Origin of the sequence: Bradyrhizobium sp. 35 (assembly GCF_023073215.1) — a bacterium.
Classification (GTDB): domain Bacteria; phylum Pseudomonadota; class Alphaproteobacteria; order Rhizobiales; family Xanthobacteraceae; genus Bradyrhizobium; species Bradyrhizobium canariense_D.
Genome location: NZ_JADPJC010000044.1, coordinates 18,866 through 37,661, shown reverse-complemented (window position 1 = coordinate 37,661; position 18,796 = coordinate 18,866). Strand labels below are relative to the sequence as shown.

17 protein-coding genes are annotated in these 18,796 nt (G+C 65.2%); 5 read left to right on the top strand and 12 right to left on the bottom strand.

Going from position 1 to position 18,796, the window contains the following annotated elements; genetic code table 11:
- The first annotated feature begins 98 nt into the window (after positions 1–98).
- From IVB36_RS07580 to IVB36_RS07565, 4 genes are all read left to right on the top strand, one after another.
- Positions 99–974: a F0F1 ATP synthase subunit gamma gene (locus IVB36_RS07580; protein ID WP_026233891.1), complete on the top strand. Its 876-nt coding sequence runs from the start codon at positions 99–101 to the stop codon at positions 972–974.
- 52 nt (positions 975–1,026) lie between these two features.
- On the top strand, positions 1,027–2,469 hold the full coding sequence (gene atpD, locus IVB36_RS07575) for a F0F1 ATP synthase subunit beta (protein ID WP_007598896.1): 1,443 nt from the start codon (positions 1,027–1,029) through the stop codon (positions 2,467–2,469).
- 86 nt (positions 2,470–2,555) lie between these two features.
- Complete coding sequence (locus IVB36_RS07570) at positions 2,556–2,963, top strand: F0F1 ATP synthase subunit epsilon (protein WP_018459845.1); 408 nt, start codon at positions 2,556–2,558, stop codon at positions 2,961–2,963.
- Between the two features lie 151 nt (positions 2,964–3,114).
- Positions 3,115–4,746, top strand: a complete 1,632-nt coding sequence (locus tag IVB36_RS07565; protein WP_018459846.1) for an adenylate/guanylate cyclase domain-containing protein — start codon at positions 3,115–3,117, stop codon at positions 4,744–4,746.
- Positions 4,747–4,824: 78 nt separating this feature from the next.
- Here IVB36_RS07565 and IVB36_RS07560 read toward each other — a convergent pair whose 3' ends face one another.
- From IVB36_RS07560 to proB, 10 genes are all read right to left on the bottom strand, one after another.
- Positions 4,825–5,325 (bottom strand): RNA pyrophosphohydrolase, encoded by a 501-nt coding sequence (locus tag IVB36_RS07560; protein ID WP_247391061.1) that lies wholly within the window; start codon positions 5,323–5,325, stop codon positions 4,825–4,827.
- Between the two features lie 165 nt (positions 5,326–5,490).
- On the bottom strand, positions 5,491–5,994 hold the full coding sequence (locus IVB36_RS07555; RefSeq protein ID WP_018459848.1) for an RNA pyrophosphohydrolase: 504 nt from the start codon (positions 5,992–5,994) through the stop codon (positions 5,491–5,493).
- Between the two features lie 75 nt (positions 5,995–6,069).
- Complete coding sequence (locus tag IVB36_RS07550; RefSeq protein ID WP_018459849.1) at positions 6,070–7,302, bottom strand: divergent polysaccharide deacetylase family protein; 1,233 nt, start codon at positions 7,300–7,302, stop codon at positions 6,070–6,072.
- Positions 7,303–7,447: 145 nt separating this feature from the next.
- The gene (locus tag IVB36_RS07545; protein WP_018459850.1) at positions 7,448–8,803 is read right to left on the bottom strand and encodes a S41 family peptidase; all 1,356 of its coding nucleotides are present in this window, start codon (positions 8,801–8,803) and stop codon (positions 7,448–7,450) included.
- The gene (locus IVB36_RS07540) at positions 8,800–10,131 is read right to left on the bottom strand and encodes a peptidoglycan DD-metalloendopeptidase family protein (protein ID WP_018459851.1); all 1,332 of its coding nucleotides are present in this window, start codon (positions 10,129–10,131) and stop codon (positions 8,800–8,802) included. Before IVB36_RS07540 ends, IVB36_RS07545 begins: the two co-directional genes overlap by 4 nt.
- A 33-nt stretch (positions 10,132–10,164) precedes the next feature.
- Positions 10,165–10,647 (bottom strand): 23S rRNA (pseudouridine(1915)-N(3))-methyltransferase RlmH, encoded by a 483-nt coding sequence (gene rlmH, locus IVB36_RS07535; RefSeq protein ID WP_018459852.1) that lies wholly within the window; start codon positions 10,645–10,647, stop codon positions 10,165–10,167.
- A 96-nt stretch (positions 10,648–10,743) separates the two neighbouring features.
- Positions 10,744–11,100 carry a ribosome silencing factor gene (gene rsfS, locus IVB36_RS07530; protein ID WP_007598906.1) on the bottom strand — a complete coding sequence of 119 codons (357 nt, stop codon included), beginning with the start codon at positions 11,098–11,100 and terminating at the stop codon, positions 10,744–10,746.
- A gap of 238 nt (positions 11,101–11,338) precedes the next feature.
- Positions 11,339–11,983 (bottom strand): nicotinate-nucleotide adenylyltransferase, encoded by a 645-nt coding sequence (locus tag IVB36_RS07525; protein ID WP_026233892.1) that lies wholly within the window; start codon positions 11,981–11,983, stop codon positions 11,339–11,341.
- 20 nt (positions 11,984–12,003) lie between these two features.
- Positions 12,004–13,299, bottom strand: coding sequence for a glutamate-5-semialdehyde dehydrogenase (locus IVB36_RS07520; RefSeq protein WP_018459855.1), 1,296 nt, complete (start codon positions 13,297–13,299; stop codon positions 12,004–12,006).
- A 187-nt stretch (positions 13,300–13,486) separates the two neighbouring features.
- A complete protein-coding gene (gene proB, locus IVB36_RS07515) occupies positions 13,487–14,608 on the bottom strand; it encodes a glutamate 5-kinase (RefSeq protein WP_018459856.1) in 1,122 nt (373 codons plus the stop codon).
- Between the two features lie 195 nt (positions 14,609–14,803).
- Between proB and IVB36_RS07510 the strand changes: the two genes are divergently transcribed.
- Positions 14,804–15,769 (top strand): Bug family tripartite tricarboxylate transporter substrate binding protein, encoded by a 966-nt coding sequence (locus tag IVB36_RS07510; RefSeq protein WP_018459857.1) that lies wholly within the window; start codon positions 14,804–14,806, stop codon positions 15,767–15,769.
- A gap of 137 nt (positions 15,770–15,906) precedes the next feature.
- On the opposite strand, the gene IVB36_RS07505 is transcribed toward IVB36_RS07510, so the two are convergent.
- Both IVB36_RS07505 and obgE read right to left on the bottom strand, forming a co-directional pair.
- Positions 15,907–17,541, bottom strand: coding sequence for an alkaline phosphatase family protein (locus IVB36_RS07505; protein ID WP_018459858.1), 1,635 nt, complete (start codon positions 17,539–17,541; stop codon positions 15,907–15,909).
- Between the two features lie 131 nt (positions 17,542–17,672).
- Positions 17,673–18,713 carry a GTPase ObgE gene (gene obgE / locus IVB36_RS07500; RefSeq protein WP_018459859.1) on the bottom strand — a complete coding sequence of 347 codons (1,041 nt, stop codon included), beginning with the start codon at positions 18,711–18,713 and terminating at the stop codon, positions 17,673–17,675.
- Between the last annotated feature and the right edge of the window lie 83 nt (positions 18,714–18,796).

Genomic DNA, 18,796 nt, shown 5'->3' with positions numbered 1-18,796 from the left:
GAAACGAAGACGTGGATGCCCGGGACACGCCCGGGCATGACGACTGGGATAGGCTAGCGGCTTGATCCAAGGGGTCGAACCGCCGGGGTGAACGAAGAATGGCGTCACTTAAAGACATGCGCGTCCGCATCGCCTCCACCAAGGCGACGCAGAAGATCACCAAGGCCATGCAGATGGTCGCGGCGTCCCGGTTGCGCCGCGCCCAGCAAGCGGCCGAGGCGGCGCGGCCCTATGCCGACAAGATGAGCGCGGTGATCTCCAACATCGCCAGCGCTGCCGCCGGTTCGCCCGGCGCCCCGGTGCTGCTGGCCGGCACCGGCAAGGATCAGGTTCACCTACTGCTGGTCTGCACCGGCGAGCGTGGTCTGTCCGGCGCGTTCAACTCCTCGATCGTGCGCCTCGCGCGCGAGCGCGCCCAGGCGCTGTTGGCGCAGGGCAAGGAAGTCAAATTCTTCTGCGTCGGCCGCAAGGGCTACGAGCAGCTCCGCCGCCTGTACGACAAGCAGATCGTCGAGCATCTCGACCTGCGCGGCGTTCGTCAGCTCGGCTTCGTCAACGCGGACGACATCGCCAAGAAGGTGCTGGCCCGCTTCGATAACGGCGAATTCGACGTCTGCACGCTGTTCTACGCGCAGTTCAAGTCGGTGATCGCCCAGGTCCCGACCGCGCAGCAGATCATTCCGCTGACCGTGGAAGAAAAGGCGGCGACCGCGCCGTCGACGTCCTACGACTATGAGCCGGAGGAAGACGAACTCCTCTCCGGCCTGTTGCCGCGGAACATCGCGGTGCAGATTTTCCGTGCGCTGCTGGAAAACAACGCCTCGTTCTATGGCGCGCAGATGAGCTCCATGGACAACGCCACCCGCAACGCCGGCGAAATGATCCGCAAGCAAACCCAGATCTACAACCGAACCCGTCAAGCCCAGATCACCAAGGAGCTGATCGAGATCATCTCCGGCGCCGAGGCGGTCTGACGCACGAACCAAACGACGGTCGTTCAAGTAAAGAATTTCGAAGGAGAGCTTCATGGCTACAGCAGCTACCCAGGTCGGTCGCGTCACCCAGGTCATGGGCGCCGTCGTCGACGTTCAGTTCGAAGGCCATCTGCCGGCCATTCTGAATTCGTTGGAAACCAGGAACGGCAACATCCGCCTCGTGCTGGAAGTTGCACAGCATCTCGGTGAGTCCACCGTGCGCACGATCGCGATGGACGTGACCGAAGGTCTGGTCCGCGGCCAGGAAGTGACCGACACCGGTCAGCCGATCTCGGTTCCGGTGGGTGCAGGCACGCTCGGGCGCATCATGAACGTGATCGGCGAGCCGATCGACGAAGCCGGTCCGATCCAGTCCGAAGGCATGCGCGCCATCCACCAGGAAGCGCCGAGCTACACCGACCAGTCGACCGAAGCTGAAATTCTCGTCACCGGCATCAAGGTCGTCGACTTGCTCGCGCCCTACGCCAAGGGCGGCAAGATCGGCCTGTTCGGCGGCGCCGGCGTCGGCAAGACCGTGCTGATTCAGGAGCTGATCAACAACGTCGCGAAGGCGCACGGTGGTTACTCCGTGTTCGCCGGCGTCGGCGAGCGTACCCGCGAGGGCAACGACCTCTATCACGAGTTCATCGAGTCCAAGGTCAACGCCGATCCGCATAATCCGGATCCGAGCGTCAAGTCGAAGTGCGCGCTGGTGTTCGGCCAGATGAACGAGCCGCCCGGCGCTCGCGCCCGCGTCGGCCTCACCGGTCTGACCGTCGCCGAGCACTTCCGCGACCAGGGCCAGGACGTGCTGTTCTTCGTCGACAACATCTTCCGCTTCACCCAAGCCGGCTCTGAAGTGTCGGCGCTGCTCGGTCGTATCCCGAGCGCCGTGGGTTACCAGCCGACGCTCGCCACCGACATGGGCGCGCTGCAGGAGCGCATCACCACCACGCAGAAGGGTTCGATCACCTCGGTGCAGGCCATTTACGTTCCGGCCGACGACTTGACCGACCCGGCGCCCGCGACCTCGTTCGCGCATTTGGACGCCACCACGGTGTTGAACCGCGCGATCTCGGAAAAGGGCATCTATCCGGCGGTGGACCCGCTCGACTCGACCTCGCGCATGCTCTCGCCGCTCGTCGTCGGCCAGGAGCACTACGACACCGCGCGTCAGGTCCAGCAGGTGCTGCAGCGCTACAAGTCGCTGCAGGACATCATCGCCATTCTCGGCATGGACGAGCTTTCGGAAGAGGACAAGCTGACGGTGGCCCGCGCCCGCAAGATTGAGCGCTTCCTGTCGCAGCCGTTCCACGTCGCCGAAATCTTCACCGGCTCGCCCGGCAAGTTCGTCGACCTCGCGGACACCATCAAGGGCTTCCGCGGCCTCTGCGAAGGCAAGTACGACCACCTGCCGGAAGCCGCCTTCTACATGGTCGGCACCATCGAAGAGGCGATCGAGAAGGGCAAGAAGCTGGCGGCCGAGGCGGCCTAAGCTGCGAAGGGCGAGCAGGGAGTAGCGAATAGTCGCGCCGCTCCCGCTCCATTCGCAATTCGCTACTCACCATTCGCAGGTTTCCAATGGCCACCTTCCACTTCGATCTCGTCTCGCCGGAAAAGCTCGCCTTCTCGGGCGAGGTCGACCAGGTCGATATCCCCGGCGTCGAAGGTGACTTCGGCGTGCTGGCGGGACACGCGCCGGTCGTGGCCGCGATCCGGCCCGGCATTCTCACCGTGACCACCGGCGGCAAGCACGAGAAGATCATCGTGCTCGGCGGTATCGCCGAAGTCTCCGAGAAGGGCCTGACCGTACTCGCCGACGTCGCGACCTCGCTGGCCGAGCTCGACCGCGCGCAGTTCGCCGCGACCATCTCGGAGATGGAAGAGGGCTTGAAGGAGCACGAAGGCAACGAGCTCGATCAAGCCATCGCCCGGCTCGACCACTTCAAGAGCATCCAGCAGCAGCTCAGCAGCACGGCGATGCACTAAGCCCCGGTGCACTGCGCCGGGGCCCGAACTGAAAATTCCTGAATAAGTTCAGCGCTCGTCACGGGAGTGGCGGGCGCTGAAACTTTGTTGCACGGCGCCGCCGATAGCGCCATTCTGCGCCCGCGAACTTTGTTCCGGGGGCCGACCGCAGATGAAACGCAAGATCGCAGCGATTTTCGCGGCCGATATTGCCGGTTACTCGCGACTGGTTGCGGAAGACGAAGAGGAGACGCTGCGGCGTCTCGCCGCCTATCGCGAGGTCGTCGATGATTTCATTGCCAGGGCGGGCGGACGCATCTTCAACACCGCGGGCGATGCCGTGCTTGCGGAATTTCCAAGCGCAGTCGATGCGGTGCGCTGCGCGATCGACATTCAGGAATCCCTGCGAACCCGCAACATGGCCTATCCGCCGAGCCGGCAGATGTCGTTCCGCATCGGTATCACCATCGGTGACGTGGTCGAGCGCGACGGCGATCTGCTCGGTGACGGCGTCAATATCGCCGCCCGGCTCGAGGGCCTCGCCGAGGTCGGGGGCATCTGCGTCTCCCGCGCCGTGCACGAGCAGGTCGCCAACAAGCTGTCGGTGCAGTTCGCCGATATCGGCGCGCAGGAGGTCAAGAACATCCCGACGCCGGTGCACGCCTACATGGTGGCGATGCGGCGCGGGGACGGTAGCTACGCGACGCCGCAGATCAAGAAGGTGACGAAGGCTGAGGCCGCGCCGAACTGGATGTGGCCGCTGGTGGTCGGTGTCGTCTCCGTCGTCGCCATCGGCGTCGGCGGCTTCCTCTATTTCACCAAGCTCGAGACGACCAGGGCGCCGGCGGTTGCAGTGACCGCGCCAAGCCCAGCATCAAGTCCGATGCCCAACGCGGCTGCGGCAGCAGCGCCAAGCCCGTCATCCACCATGGCGGCGAAAGCGCCGATGCCCATGCCGGCACCATCGGCTTCACCGATGGCCGGCAAGTTTCCTGCCGACAGCGTCCCCTTCATCAACGAGCGCATCCGCAACTACCTGGCCGGCGACTATTCCGCTGCCGGCGACTACAAGGCGTTCGCACTCAATGTCGGCGGGTTCACCGGCGCGTCGTTGAATCAGCCGAACGAGGAAGCCGCGCGCAACGCCGCACTCGATCAGTGCCAGAAGCGCGCCGATGCCGCGCAGTCGCCGCGGCGTTGCGAGCTCTATGCAGTCGGCAACAATGTGGTCTACACGCACGGCAAACCGCCGATGCCGCCGCAACCGTTCGTCCGGCATGATGCCATGACCGAGCGCGCCTTCGCCTCGAAAGACTTTCCGATGGTGCGCGATCCCGCCAAGGTCCGGCTCGAGAACATGTTCGTGCCCGCGGCAAAATCCCGCGCGGTCGCGCTCGGCCCCGGCGGCCAATATTTCATGGTGATGGGCGCATCGTCCACCGACGATGCCGCGCGGCGTTCACTGGAATCGTGCGGTGCGATCGCCGGCGTCGCCTGCCTGGTCGTTGCGGTCGACGAGAATTTCGTCGTGCCGATCCCGACCCTGCTCCGGATCACCGGCTTCTTCCATGCGGCGTCGAACGCCTCGATCATCGCAGATGCGCGCGACGAGGTCGTGCGCAAGCTCGCCGACGGCATGGGCTGGAACGCCGTCGCGGTCGGCACCGCGGGCCGGCCGGGCCTCGGCCTCAAGGCCGCGGACGAGCAGACCGCCGTCAATTCCGCGCTCGCCGACTGCGCCAAGCGCGACAGCGACTGCCACCTCATCGCAATCGGCCCGTTCACGGTGGGACCGATCAACTAGGCTCACGCAAATTTCCGGGCAAAGTTCTCTAATGATTTCAACCCCGTTCTACTGTGCATGGGGTTGTTTTTCGCGTTTTTAGTTCGCGAACGGCGCAAACTGCTGCGCCACTGCGCTGTAGACGTGGCGGCGGAACGGCACCACGACATCGGGGACGCGGTCGAGCCGCTCCCAGCGCCAGGCGTCGAACTCGGCGGGCTGCCCGTTGCGCGGCGTCAGCGGATCGATCTCGTCATCCTTGCCGGTGAAGCGTAACGCGAACCATTTCTGGCGCTGGCCGCGGAATTTCGCCAGTCGATGTGTCTGCGGCCCGTCATATGGCGGGAATTCGTAAGTCAACCAGTCGGTCTCGCCGAGATAGGATGCGCTCTTGACGCTGGTCTCTTCCCAGAGCTCGCGCAGCGCGGCATCGCGCAAACCCTCGCCCTCGTCGACGCCGCCCTGCGGCATCTGCCAGTCCAGACCCGGCAGGATGATCTCGGGTCCGTCGCCCTTGAAGCGGTGCCCGATCAGCACGCGGCCATCGGCATTGAACAGCGCGATTCCGACATTGGGACGGTAGGGTTTTTCAGTGCTCACGCGTGGATCTCTCGTCGTCATTTCAGGCTGTGCATTAGAGCGTTTTCGAGCGAAGTGGATACCGGTTCGCGTCAAGAAAACGCGTCAAAATAAAAAACTAGAGCCCCGTCCCGATTCTATCGGAACGGAACTGGCTCTAGCATCAACCTGGAATGGCGACTTGAACTAATCCTGCGCCAGCGCGGAAAATTCCTTCACCACGCGCTCGTAGACCGGGCGCTTGAACGGGACGATCAGCCCGGTCAGGTTCTTCATCGGCTCCCAGCGCCAGCTCACGAACTCGGCCTTGTGACCGCCGCCGGGCTTTTCGACGTTGATCTCGCTATCCTTGCCGGTGAAGCGGACCGCGAACCATTTCTGGCGCTGACCGCGGTAGCGGCCCTTCCAGGTGCGCCCGGCGACCGTGCGCGGAATGTCGTAAGTGAGCCAGTCCGGAACTTCGCCGAGCCGCTCAACCGAACGCACGCTGGTCTCCTCATAGAGCTCGCGCTTGGCGGCCTCCCAATTGTCCTCGCCGGGATCGACGCCGCCCTGCGGCATCTGCCAGACATGGGTGTCGTCGACATGCTCGATGCCGCCAGCGCGGCGGCCGATGAACACCAGTCCGTCCTTGTTGAGCAACATCACGCCGACGCAGGTCCGGTAGGGCAGATCCTCGTAACGCGCCATTCCGCCAGACCTCTCGCATGCTGTCGGTAAGGCTTAAGCAGGCCCCGCGGGCCTGTACCATACCAATCCGTTGATTTAGCTGGATTTTGATTTCAGCATCGCGGTTGTCAATGGCACCAAAAGGATACCTCGGTCGCCCAATGTCTTGGTCCAGGCGCCGATGCGCTCGATCGAGACCGGGAGGGCGGAGGCGGTGCCCACGGCCACGCCGCGCTCGCGCGCCGCCGCTTCGAGCTTGGTCAGGGCGCGGTCGATCTCGGCCGGGGTCGGCACCGCGTCAATCGCGATATCGCCCTTGCCGAACGGCATCGCCTGGCTGCCGGCCGCTTGCGGCGCGATGCTGCGCGGCGAGGAGCCGTCGTCGAAGAAGCCGAGCCCGCGCTTGGCCGCCTCGCGGATGATCGGCTGCATCGCCGGCTCCGTCGCGATGAAGCGGGCGCCCATGAAATTGGTGAGGCCGGCATAGCCCTGCATCCGGCTCAAATGCCAGTACAGGCGGTCCATGTTCTGGTCGGCACTCAGCGAGGTCAGCAGCGTCTGCGGTCCCGGATCGTTGTCGGGGAAGTCATAGGGCTCCATCGGGATCTGGAGGAAGATCTCGTGGCGCTGGGCGCGGGCGCGCTCGGCGAGTTTTCCTGGATCGGACCCATAGGGCGTGAAGGCCAGCGTCACCGCCGCTGGCAACCGCATGATGGCATCGGTGGTCTTGGCGGCGCCGACGCCGAGGCCGCCGATCAGGATCGCGACCACCGGCATCTTGGCGGCCTTGGCGCGGTCGGCATCCGCCGCATAGACGTTGAACGGCTTCAGATCCCCGGAAACCGCGGGGATCATGCCATAGCGCGATTTCTCAAGAAGTTTTGGGTCGATCCCGGCCATGACGGGCGGCGGTGCGGAGGCCGCCGCCGTCTCGCTTTTGCCGGCGGCATCGCCGCCGATCACCACGTCGTGGCGCATGCCGGTGGAACCGTCGATCATGGTGACGGTCTTCTGCTCGCCCGCCTGCTTCGGTGCGTCCTTGGTCTCTTGCTTGCTTTCCTGCTTGCTGTCCTGGCCATGGCCGGCCGCGGCCGGCTTGTCGTCGCCAGCCTTGTCTGCGGCATTGGGTTCGCGGATCGCGAGCCGTGTCATTGGCTCGCCGCCGAGCGGATCCTTGTTGAAGATGGCGAAGCCGGCAAAGGTGACCAGGAACAGTCCGAGCAGGACCGCGAGCAGCTGCATGGCCGTGAACGGCAGCCGCAGCCGACGTTTCCGGCGCGGCTTGTCCCGTCCGAGCGGGGCGCTCAGATCATCGGCCGTTTCAGTCATGCGCGATCCCGAATCACTCAGCAATGACGATACCACGCCGGGGTCAAGCGGCGGCAGGCCGGGATAGGCCGGGGGATATCAGGAGTTCCAAGCAAAAAGGGCGGCTCCGGGAGCCGCCCTTTTCGTCAGATCGCGATGCGCCGACCTAGTTCGCCGCTTTGGGCTTGTCGGTCGTGGCCTTGTCGCCGCCCGGCGTGGGCGCCGCGGACGCGCTGTTCTTGATGCCGTGGAGCAGATCGTCGGCGAGCTTGAGCGCCTTGTCGTCCTTGGCGTCCGGCGGAACGTAGGACTGCGAGCCGGTCTTCTCGTCGCCGTCGTTCTTGAGATGGCCGCGCAGCGAAGCTTCGCCCTTGGTGTCGGTACGCGACTTCAGCTCGTCCGGCACGTCCTGCAGCACTTCGATGTCGGGCACGATGCCCTTGGCCTGGATCGACTTGCCCGACGGCGTGTAATAGCGCGCCGTGGTCAGACGCAGCGCGCCGTTGCCGGAGCCGAGCGGAATGATGGTCTGCACCGAGCCCTTGCCGAACGAGCGTGTGCCGACGATGGTCGCACGCTTGTGGTCCTGCAGCGCGCCGGCGACGATCTCCGACGCCGAAGCCGAGCCGCCGTTGACCAGCACGATGACCGGCTTGCCCTTGGTGAGGTCGCCCGTATGCGCGGTACGGCGCTGGGTCTCCTCGGCATTGCGGCCGCGGGTCGAGACGATCTCGCCCTTCTCCAGGAAGGAGTCGGAGACGGTGACCGCTTCCTCGAGCAGGCCGCCCGGGTTGTTGCGGAGGTCGATGACGTAGCCCTTCAGCTTGTCGCCGATCTGATTCGAGAGGTTGGCGACCTCGCGCTTCAGGCCTTCGGTGGTTTGCTCGTTGAAGGTGGTGATGCGGATATAGGCGATGTCGTCGGCCTCGACGCGGGCGCGCACCGAACGGACGCGGATGTTGTCGCGCACCAGCGTGACGTCGATCGGATTGTCCTGGCCCTTGCGGATGATCTTCAGCTTGATCTTGGTGTTGACCGGGCCGCGCATCTTCTCGACCGCCTGGTTCAGGGTCAGGCCCTGCACCGCCTCGTCGTCAAGATTGGTGATGATGTCGTTGGCCATGACACCGGCGCGCGAGGCCGGGGTGTCGTCGATCGGCGAGACCACCTTGATCAGGCCGTCTTCCATCGTGACTTCGATGCCGAGGCCGCCGAACTCACCGCGGGTCTGCACCTGCATGTCGCGGAAGCTCTTGGCGTCCATGTAGCTCGAATGCGGATCGAGACCGGTAAGCATGCCGCTGATCGCGGATTCGATCAGCTTGGTGTCGTCGGGCTTCTCGACATAGTCCGAGCGCACGCGCTCGAACACGTCGCCGAACAAATTGAGCTGGCGATAGGTGTCCGCAGTGGCGGCTCGCGCGCTGGAGCCCATGAAGACCGCGCGCGGTTGCGTCACGAACAGCGTCAGCGCCGCACCGGTGGCCGCGCTGAGGAGGATAACTGAAGTCTTGCGCATCATCCGCGAACCTTCTCGCCTTCATTTGCGGCCCACCATGGGCCTGGATCGATTGGAGTGCCGTCTTTGCGGAACTCGACATAGAGCACAGGTTGACTCGCGTTCGTGGCGAGAATGGAGGCGACTTGAGAGGTCGACCCCATGGTCGCGACAGGCTCCCCCGTGAGCACGAATTGTCCGATGTTGACCGAAATGCGCTCCATCCCGGCGATCAGCACATGATACCCGCCCCCGGCATTGAGGATCAAGAGTTGTCCATAGCTGCGGAACGGGCCGGCATAGACCACCCAGCCATCACACGGCGTCGTGACCTGGGAGCCGGGCCGCGTCGCCAGCGAAATGCCCTTCTGGACCCCGCCGAGCCCGTCCGAACCGCCGAAATCCCTGATCTTGTTACCGTTAACCGGCAGAGGCAGGAGGCCCTTGGCCGCGGCGAAGGCCATCGCAGGGGTGGTGCGGGAACGATCCTTGAATGTGCCGGGGCCGGTCTTGGCGCTGGCGGCCGCGTTTGCAGCCGCCTTGGCCTCGGCCTGCTTGGCGGCCTCAGCTGCTTTCTCGGCCGCCTTGGCGGCGCTTTGCAGATCCTGCTCCATCTTGGCGATCAGCCCCTGGAGATCGCCGACCTGTCTTGAGAGCGCAACGGCGCGCGCGTTCTCGGCGTCGAGGTCCTTTTCGCGCGACGCCTGCTGACGCTGCCGTTCGTCGACCAGAGCCGCGAGCCGGGTCTGGTCGTTGCGCACCTTGTCGCGGTCGGAGGCAAGCTGGTCGCGCTCGGTCGCGATGGTCTTGCGCAAGGCCACGAGCTCGCCGAGCTCGCCCGCGATCTTCTCGGCACGGCCGCGCAACTCCGGCACCACGGCACCGAGCAGCATCGCCGTGCGCAGCGATTGCAGGGCATCCTCGGGCCGTACCAGAAGTGCCGGCGGCGTCCGCCTTCCGGCGCGCTGCAAGGCCGCCAGCACCTCGACGATGTCGGCGCGGCGTGAATCGAGCGAGCTGCGCATCGCCTGTTCGCGGCCGTTCAGCGATCGCAGCCGCGCTTCGGCCTCGTCGATCTTGGTCTCGACGGTGCGCACATTGGCGGCGGTGTCGATCAACTGTTGATTGAGCTGGGTGCGGTCCTGGCCGAGCGAGGTGATCTCGGCCTTGAGCTTGGCCTGCGCTTCCTCAGCGCTCTTCTTGCTGGCGCGCGCGGCTTCGAGCTCCTGCTCGCGCTGCTTGATCGCATCGGGCGCTACGGCCGCAGTCTGCGGTGCAGGCGTCTGAGCTTGCGCGAGGCTTGCGCCGGCAACGCCGGCGATCAGCAGCAGGTTGAAAATCGGCGCTCGCATCGCTTTAAGCAAAGGTGCTCGTTGTGGCGCGGATCACGCGCGGTGATAGGGGTGGCCCGCCAGAATGGTGGCGGCCCGATAAAGCTGTTCCAGAAGCATGACGCGGACCATTTGATGCGGCCAGGTCGCAGAGCCGAACGCGATCACGAGCTTGGCCTTACGGCGCAATTCGGGCGAAAGTCCGTCCGCCCCTCCGATCATGAAGATAGTATGACCGGCACCCTCGTCGCGCCAGCGCCCGAGATGCCGTGCGAATACGGTCGAATCCAGATTCTGGCCGCGCTCGTCCAGCGCCACCAGCACCGACTTTTCGGGAATATGGGCGGAGATCGCCGCGGCCTCTTCGGCCATCCGCGTCGCCGTATCGCGCGCGCGGCTTTCGGGCAATTCGTGGATGGCGAGCTCGCGGAATCCGAGCTTGCGGCCGGCCTCGTCGAACCGCTCGAAATAGCGCTCGGCAAGCTCCCGTTCGGGGCCCTGCTTCAGCCGGCCCACCGCAATGACGGCTATGCGCATGATATGTTCAGGGTCGCGTTTTCTGGACCGCGCGCGATCTGCGCGCGCACGACGCTAGCATGCGCGTCAGCCGATTCGAAATCGGCCAGCAGCCTCTCAGATCGCCTTCGCCGCCCCTGGGCCCTGCGTGTACAATCTCTCGAGACTGTAGAACTCGCGGACCTCGGGTCTGAACACGTGCACGATCACATCGCCGGAATCGATCAGCACCCAGTCGCAATTGGGCAAGCCCTCGACGTGGATGTTCTTGATGCCGTTTTCCTTGAGGCCTTTGGCGACGTTCTCCGCGATCGCGCCGACGTGCCGGTTCACCCGGCCGGTGGTGACGATCATGTAGTCGGAGTAGGCCGATTTGCCGCGAAGGTCGATGGTCACAGTCTCTTCCGCCTTCATGTCGTCGAGGCGGGAGAGGATCAGGCTCAGCGTCTTGTCGGCGTCGGGTTGCGCCTTCAAGGCCGCAGCTTTGGTCGATGTTTTACGCGTCGGCTTGGCAACCTTGGGTAAAACAGACTTCGGTGAAGCCGTCTTGGGTGAGGCTGTCTTGGACAATACAGATGTGGTCAGGGACCATTCCTTTCACTGTATCGCGAACGCCGAATCCGGCGCCCACTGGTTACACTACATCATGTGGGGTTAAGGGTTTCAATATGCCAGAGAGCCCGAAGACCGCATGGCGTTCGCACAATCTGACTCACTTCGTACCTTTCCAGCTTCCGTCCGGGTTCCGTAAGCCGGTCGACGAGAGATTCAGCTTCATTCCGGTCAGGAACACCCAGGCTGGCGCGGGCCGGTCCGCGAGCAAGGCGGCCTCATTCTCCGGCATCCGATAGCGCCTGAGCGCCTGGGCGGCGGGAGAGGCGAGGGCGCGAAAACTCTGCGGCGGACGGTCGATGACCGCGATCGGCACCTGGTCGGCGATGCGCCGCCAGTGCTGCCAACGATGGAATTGAGCGAGGTTGTCGGCGCCCATGATCCAGACAAAGCGCAAGCCCGAGAGGCGGCGGCGCAAGGTGTTGATCGTATCGATGGTATAGCGCGTGCGAATGACGGATTCGAGACAGCTCACCTCGATCCTGGGATCGTCGGCCATTTCGCGCGCCGCCTGCATGCGCGCGCCGAGCTCATGCAGCGCGCCGTTCTCCTTCAGCGGATTGCCTGGCGTCACCAGCCACCACACGCGATCGAGCTGGAGTCGTTTCAGCGCGAACTGGCTGATCGCGCGATGGGCCTGGTGCGGCGGGTTGAACGAGCCGCCGAGCAGGCCGATGCGCATGCCCGAGGTATGGGTCGGTATGGCCTGCGCGAAGAAACGTGGCGCGACGAAATTGTTGCTCAATGCCCCGCGCCCTGCGTCGTCTACGGCCGCGTCTGCCCGGTGCCGTGAACGCGATATTTGAAGCTCGTCAGCTGCTCGGCGCCAACCGGGCCGCGGGCGTGGAATCTGCCGGTGGCAATGCCGATCTCGGCACCGAAGCCGAACTCGCCGCCGTCGGCGAACTGCGTCGAGGCGTTGTGCAGCACGATCGCGGAATCGACCTCGCTCAGGAATTTTTTCGCAGCGGTCTCGTCGGCGCTCACGATCGCATCGGTATGGTGCGAACCGTGATTTTGGATATGCGCGATCGCGCCGTCGACGCCGTTCACCACCTTCGCTGCGATGATCGCATCGAGATATTCGGTGTCCCAATCGTCCGCGCTCGCGGGTTTGACGCGCGCATCGATCTTTTGCACGGCGTCGTCGCCACGCACTTCGCAGCCGGCCTCGATTAGCATCTCAACCAGCGGCTTGAGGTTTTTACCGGCTGCGGCGCGATCGACCAGCAGCGTCTCGGCGGCGCCGCAGACGCCGGTGCGGCGCATCTTGGCGTTGAGCACGATCGATTTCGCCATGGCGAGGTCGGCGCTGCCGTCGACGTAAATGTGGTTGACGCCTTCGAGATGCGCGAACACCGGCACGCGCGCTTCCTGCTCGACGCGCGCGACGAGGCTCTTGCCTCCGCGCGGCACGATCACGTCGATGGCGCCATTCAATCCCGACAGCATCTGGCCTACCGCCGCGCGGTCGCGCGTCGGCACCAGCGTGATGGCAGCCTCGGGAAGGCCCGCTTCGCGCAGGCCCTGCACCAGGCAGTCATGGATCGCGCGGCAGGAGCGGAAACTGTCGGAGCCGCCGCGGAGGATCACGGCATTGCCCGACTTCAGGCACAGCACACCGGCGTCCGCCGCAACGTTCGGCCGGCTCTCGAAGATCACGCCGACGACGCCGAGCGGCACGCGCACGCGCTCGATGGTCATGCCGTTCGGCCGTTGCCAGCTCTCGGTGACGATGCCGACGGGATCGGCAATGCCGCGCACGATGCCGATGCCCTCGGCCATGCCCTCCACCCGCGCCGGCGTCAGCGTCAGGCGGTCGATGAAGGACGAGGTGGCGTTGCCGGAGGCGCGGGCCTCGGTGACGTCCTCGGCATTGGCGGCGAGGATCGCGGCGGCATTGTTGCGGATCGCCCGCGCCATGGCCTCGAGCGCCCGGTTCTTCTGCTCCGGCGGCGCCAGCGCCAGCACGCGCGCGGCAGCGCGGGCACGGGTACCGAGATCGGTCATCAGCGCCTGAAGATCGGCATTGCCGTCGACGGCTTTGAGGGGGGCGGCCATGGGAGTTTCAACCTTCTGCTAAGGCAGTGTCCTAGCACGGAAATCCCGCTTTTGCGAAGGGTCGGCAGGGTATGGCAGGGCTTCACGTGCCGGACGGCAGCTCGATCAATGGCCCAGCTCCGGCGTCATGGCCGGGCTTGACCGGCCATCCACGCCTCGGCCGGCGCCTACTCGGATGCCCTAGCGGCTACCCGCCCACCACCAGATCATCCCGGTGGATCATCTCGGACCGCCCGCTGATGCCGAGGATGGCCATGACATCCGGGGAGGAGCGGCCCTTGATCCGCTCGGCATCGTCGGCGTCGTAGGCGATCAGGCCGCGGCCGACCTCGCTGGTGTCGGGGCCGCGCACGATCACGGCGTCGCCGCGGGCGAACTGGCCCTCGACCTTGATCACGCCGGCCGGCAGCAGGCTGGCGCCGGCGCGCAGGGCCGCGACCGCGCCGGCGTCGATCGTCAGCGTACCCTTCGGCTCAAGCGAGCCCGCGATCCAGCGTTTTCGCGAGGTGATGGGATTGGCCGGCGTCAGGAACCAGGTGCAGCGGCCGCCATCGGCGATCGCCTGCAACGGATGCTCGATCTTGCCCGAGGCGATCAGCATATGCGTGCCGCCGGTGGTCGCGATCTTGGCAGCTTCGACCTTGGTGCGCATGCCGCCGCGCGACAGCTCGGACTCGGCGTCGCCTGCCACAGCCTCGATCTCGGAGGAGATGCTGTCGACGACGGGAATGAGCCTGGCGTTCGGGTTGTTCTTCGGCGGGGCGTCGTAGAGCCCGTCGATGTCGGACAGCAGCACCAGCAGGTCGGCGCTGGCCATGGTGGCGACGCGCGCGGCGAGGCGGTCGTTGTCGCCGTAGCGGATCTCGTTGGTGGCGACCGTGTCGTTCTCGTTGATCACGGGGATCGCGCGCCACTCCAGCAGCTTGCCGATAGTGGAGCGCGCGTTGAGATAGCGGCGGCGCTCCTCGGTGTCCTGCAGCGTCACCAGGATCTGGCCGGCGCCGATGCCGTGGGCGCCAAGCACCTCCGACCAGATGCGGGCGAGCGCGATCTGACCGACGGCGGCGGCTGCCTGACTCTCCTCCAGCTTCAGCGGGCCGCGCGGCAATTTCAGGCGGCTGCGGCCGAGCGCGATCGAGCCGGAGGAGACGACGAGCACGTCACGCCCCTCGCGATGCAGCTTGGCCATGTCGTCGGCGAGCGCGGCAAGCCAGGACGCGCGCACCTCGCCCTTGTCGGAATCGACCAGCAGCGCGGAGCCGACCTTGACGACGATGCGGCGGAATTGACTGAGTTCGGGGCTGGCCATGTGTGCAAGTGCTGGCGCGTGTGACGGATTGCTCTGCATCGGACACGGCGGAGCGAGAGCGGCGCCGATGAGGCCCTGCTTTTGCAGCAGGACGATGGCCCGCGCAAGGCGCCGGCATGCTAAAGGATGAACGCCGGGTTGCCCCGGGCGGCCGTCCGGCTCTCATGCTGCCAACCATAACGGTGGAGGAAACCCATGGATCGCCGCAAATTCATGGTCCGGTGTCTGAGCCTGCCGCTGCTGGCGCAGGTGGGAGCGACGCGCGCACAGGCTGGGCTCACCAAGATCATCTTCCCGTTCGCGGCCGGCGCGGGCGGCGACACGCTGTGCCGGCTGATCGCGCAGGAGATGGCGCCGGCACTGCAGCGGACCATCGTGGTCGAGAACCGCACCGGCGGTGACGGCCTGATCGGCATCAAGGCGGTGAAGGGGGGAAGCCCCGACGGCAGCATGGTGCTGGTGACGACCGGACCCACGATGTACCTGCTGCCGATGGTCGAGACGATTCCGAGCTTCGATGCTGCAAAGGATTTCGTCCCGGTCTCGCTGCTGGCGCGCTTTGAATTTGCGCTGGTGATCAGCCCGGCGGTCGACGCTGTGGATTTCAAGTCGTTCGCGGCCTGGCTGAAGGCACATCCGGACAGGACCTCGTTCGGCGTACCCAGCAGCGGCACCATTCCGCATTTCATGGGCTCGAAGCTGGAGAAGGACCTCGGCATTCCCTTGAGCCGCGTGCCCTATCGCGGCAGCGCAGCTATCCTCAACGACCTCGTCGGCGGCCATGTTCCGTTCGGGATCACCACGCTGGCCGACGCGCTTGCGCAGCATCGCGCCAAGGGCGTGAAGATCATCGCGGTGAGCAGCGCGGAACGTTCGCCCTTTGCCTCAGAGGTGCCGACCTTGAAAGAGAGCGGCATCGATCTCGTCGCCGACGCCTGGTACGGCATGTGGCTTCCCGCCGGCAGCTCGCCGGAATTCGCAAGCAAGCTCGGCGCGGCCGCAAGCGCCGCGCTCGCCAAGCCCGAGGTGAAGGAGAAGCTCACCGCGATCGGTCTGATCCCGGTGGGCAGCAGCGCGGAAGGTCTGACCAAGGAGCTCGCCGCCAACACCGCGTTCTGGCAGCCGGTCGTGAAGGCGACGGGGTACAAGATCGAGAATTAGTTTCTGTTTGCGCTCCGCTCTCCGCCGTCATGGCCGGGCTTGTCCCGGCCATCCACGTGCACCGCCACCTAACGCAAGACGTGGATGCCCGGGTCAAGCCCGGGCATGACGAGCTGAGAGAGGCTCTTTCCGCTCACTCACAGCTTCGCGCGCTGCGCGATCCCGTCCTTGATCGACGCCAGCTCCGCTTCGTCCCAAACACCGATCAAAATCCCGCCCTTCACCTGGAGCTGGTTGTCGGCATAGGCGGCGATTTTCTCGCGCGGCGTCGTGATGTGGTCGTTGGGATGCAGCGCCCAGTCGAACAGCTCGGCCTGCAGTCGAGCGATGACGCCGGCGCACTCGGGATCGTCGCCGCGATCCAGAAACTCTTCCGGATCGGTTTCGAGGTCGTACAGCATCGGGAGGAAGCCTGAGGCGTGGATGTATTTCCAGCGGCCGTCGAACACCATGAACAGGCGACAGCGTTCGATCGGCTGATTCAGCTTCAGCCGCACGTCCTGCATGACATAGTCGTATTCGGAGAACGCCACCTTGCGCCAATCCGGCGGACTCTCGCCGCGCAGCAGCGGCAGCAGCGAGCGTCCCTCGAGGATATGGCCCGGCACCTTGCCGCCGAAATAGTCGACGAAGGTCGGCGCGAGATCGATGGCTTCGACCAGCGCATCGTTGCGCGTGCCACGCGTCGCATCCGCCTCCTTCGAGGGATCGATGATGATGAGCGGGATCTTCGCCGACTGCTCGTGGAACAGATCCTTCTCGCCCATCCAGTGATCGCCGAGATAGTCGCCGTGATCGGAGGTGAACACGATCATGGTGGTGTCCAGCAGGTCGCGCTCCTCCAGGAACTTCATCAGCACGCCCATCTGGGCGTCGATCTGGGTGATCAGGCCCATATAGGTCGGGATCACCTTCTCGCGGGCATCGTCGCGCGCCATGTTGCGGGAGTAGCGCATGTCCATATAGGCGCCGAACACCGGATGCGGGTTCTGCCGCTCGCGCTCGGAGCGGATCACCGGGATCATGTCCGATGTCGAATACATGCTGGCGTAGGGTTCGGGCGCGATGTAGGGCCAGTGCGGCTTGATGTAGGACAGATGCAGGCACCACGGCCTGCCGTCGGTCTCGGCCTCGCCGATGAAATCCATGGCGCGTCGCGTCATGTAGGGCGTCTCGGAATGCTCGTCCGGCACGCGCGCGGCCTTGTCGGCATGCACGAGCAGCCAGCCGTTCTGGAGCGAGCCGTCCTCGGCCGCGCCTGAATTGGCCCAATGCTCCCAGGGATTGGGCGCATCAAAGCCCTGCTGGCGCAGATATTCGTCGTATTTCGGACGCGGCCGCCCCGTGGGATGCAGGCCGTCGTCACGCTCATAGGGCTCAAACCCGCATTCGGCGACGTGCACGCCGATCATCGATTCCGGCGGGATGCCGAGCGCCTTCATGCCTTCGAGATCGGGCGCCATGTGGGTCTTGCCGACCAGCACGTAGCGCACGCCGAGCTTCTTGAGGTGATCGCCGAGGGTGGGCTCGCCGACCCGCAACGGCCAGCCGTTCCAGTGCGAGCCGTGCGAGCGCATGTAGCGCCCGGTGTAGAACGACATCCGCGAGGGGCCGCAGATCGGCGACTGCACATAGGCCTTGCTGAAGAGCACGCCGCGCTTCGCCATGGCGTCGATGTTCGGTGTCTTCAGCGTGGGATGGCCGGTGCAGCCGAGATAGTCATAGCGAAGCTGGTCGCACATGATCCAGAGAACGTTCTTCGCGCGCGCCATGCGTGATCCCTGCCGTTTCTTGATTGTGGGATGCTGCGCTATCGAGGGCGCGAAGACAAGCTATCAGCGATGCACGCGTCTGCGGCCGTACACTCCAGCGTCGTCCCGGCCTTCGCCGGGACGACGAAAAATCAAACCGACCACGGCTCCGCTTCGGCCGCGCTCTTCGCTTTCGCAGACACCGGGCTCTCGCCGATCACATCCGCAAGAGAGCGCAACGCTTCCTGCACGCCGTCACCGGTGACGGCGGAGAGCAGCAGCGGCGTCTTCTTGGCGGCGCGCTTCAGCCGCTCCTTCTGCTTCTTCAACTCGTCCGGCTCGATCGCGTCGATCTTGTTCAGCGCGACGATCTCGATCTTGTCGGTGAGCTGCCCGGCATAGGCGTCCAGCTCCGTTCGCACCGTCTTGTAGGCCTTGCCGGCGTGCTCGCAGGTCGCATCGATGAGATGCAGCAGCACGCGGCAGCGCTCGACATGGGCGAGGAAGCGGTCGCCGAGACCGACGCCTTCATGCGCGCCTTCGATCAGGCCGGGGATGTCCGCCAACACGAATTCGCGGCCGTCGGCATTCACGACGCCGAGCTGCGGATGCAGCGTGGTGAAGGGATAGTCGGCGATCTTCGGCTTGGCCGCGCTGACCTTGGCAAGGAAGGTCGATTTGCCGGCATTGGGCAGGCCGACGAGGCCGGCATCCGCGATCAGCTTCAACCGCAGCCAGATCCAGCGCTCCTCCCCGGGCTGGCCGGGATTGGCATTGCGCGGCGCGCGATTGGTCGAGGTCTTGAAATGCGCGTTGCCGAAGCCGCCATTGCCGCCCTCGGCCAGCACGAACTTTTCGCCGACAGTGGTGAAATCGTGGATCATGGTCTCGCGATCTTCATCGAAGATCTGCGTGCCGATGGGGACCTTCAGCACGATCGACTTGCCATTGGCGCCGTGGCGGTCCGAGCCCGAGCCGTTCTCGCCCTTCTGGGCCTTGAAGTGCTGCTGGTAGCGATAGTCGATCAGCGTGTTCAGCCCGTCGGCGACCTCGATGATGACATTGCCGCCGCGGCCACCATTGCCGCCGGAGGGGCCGCCGAATTCAATGAATTTTTCGCGGCGGAACGCCACGCAGCCGTTTCCGCCGTCGCCGGAGCGGATATAGACCTTTGCTTCGTCTAGGAATTTCATGGGCCATAGGTAGGCCAGCCGGTCCCGCGCGGCAACCCGGATGGACCCGCAAATCGGCCGAAACCCGGCGATTTGTGGCCTTG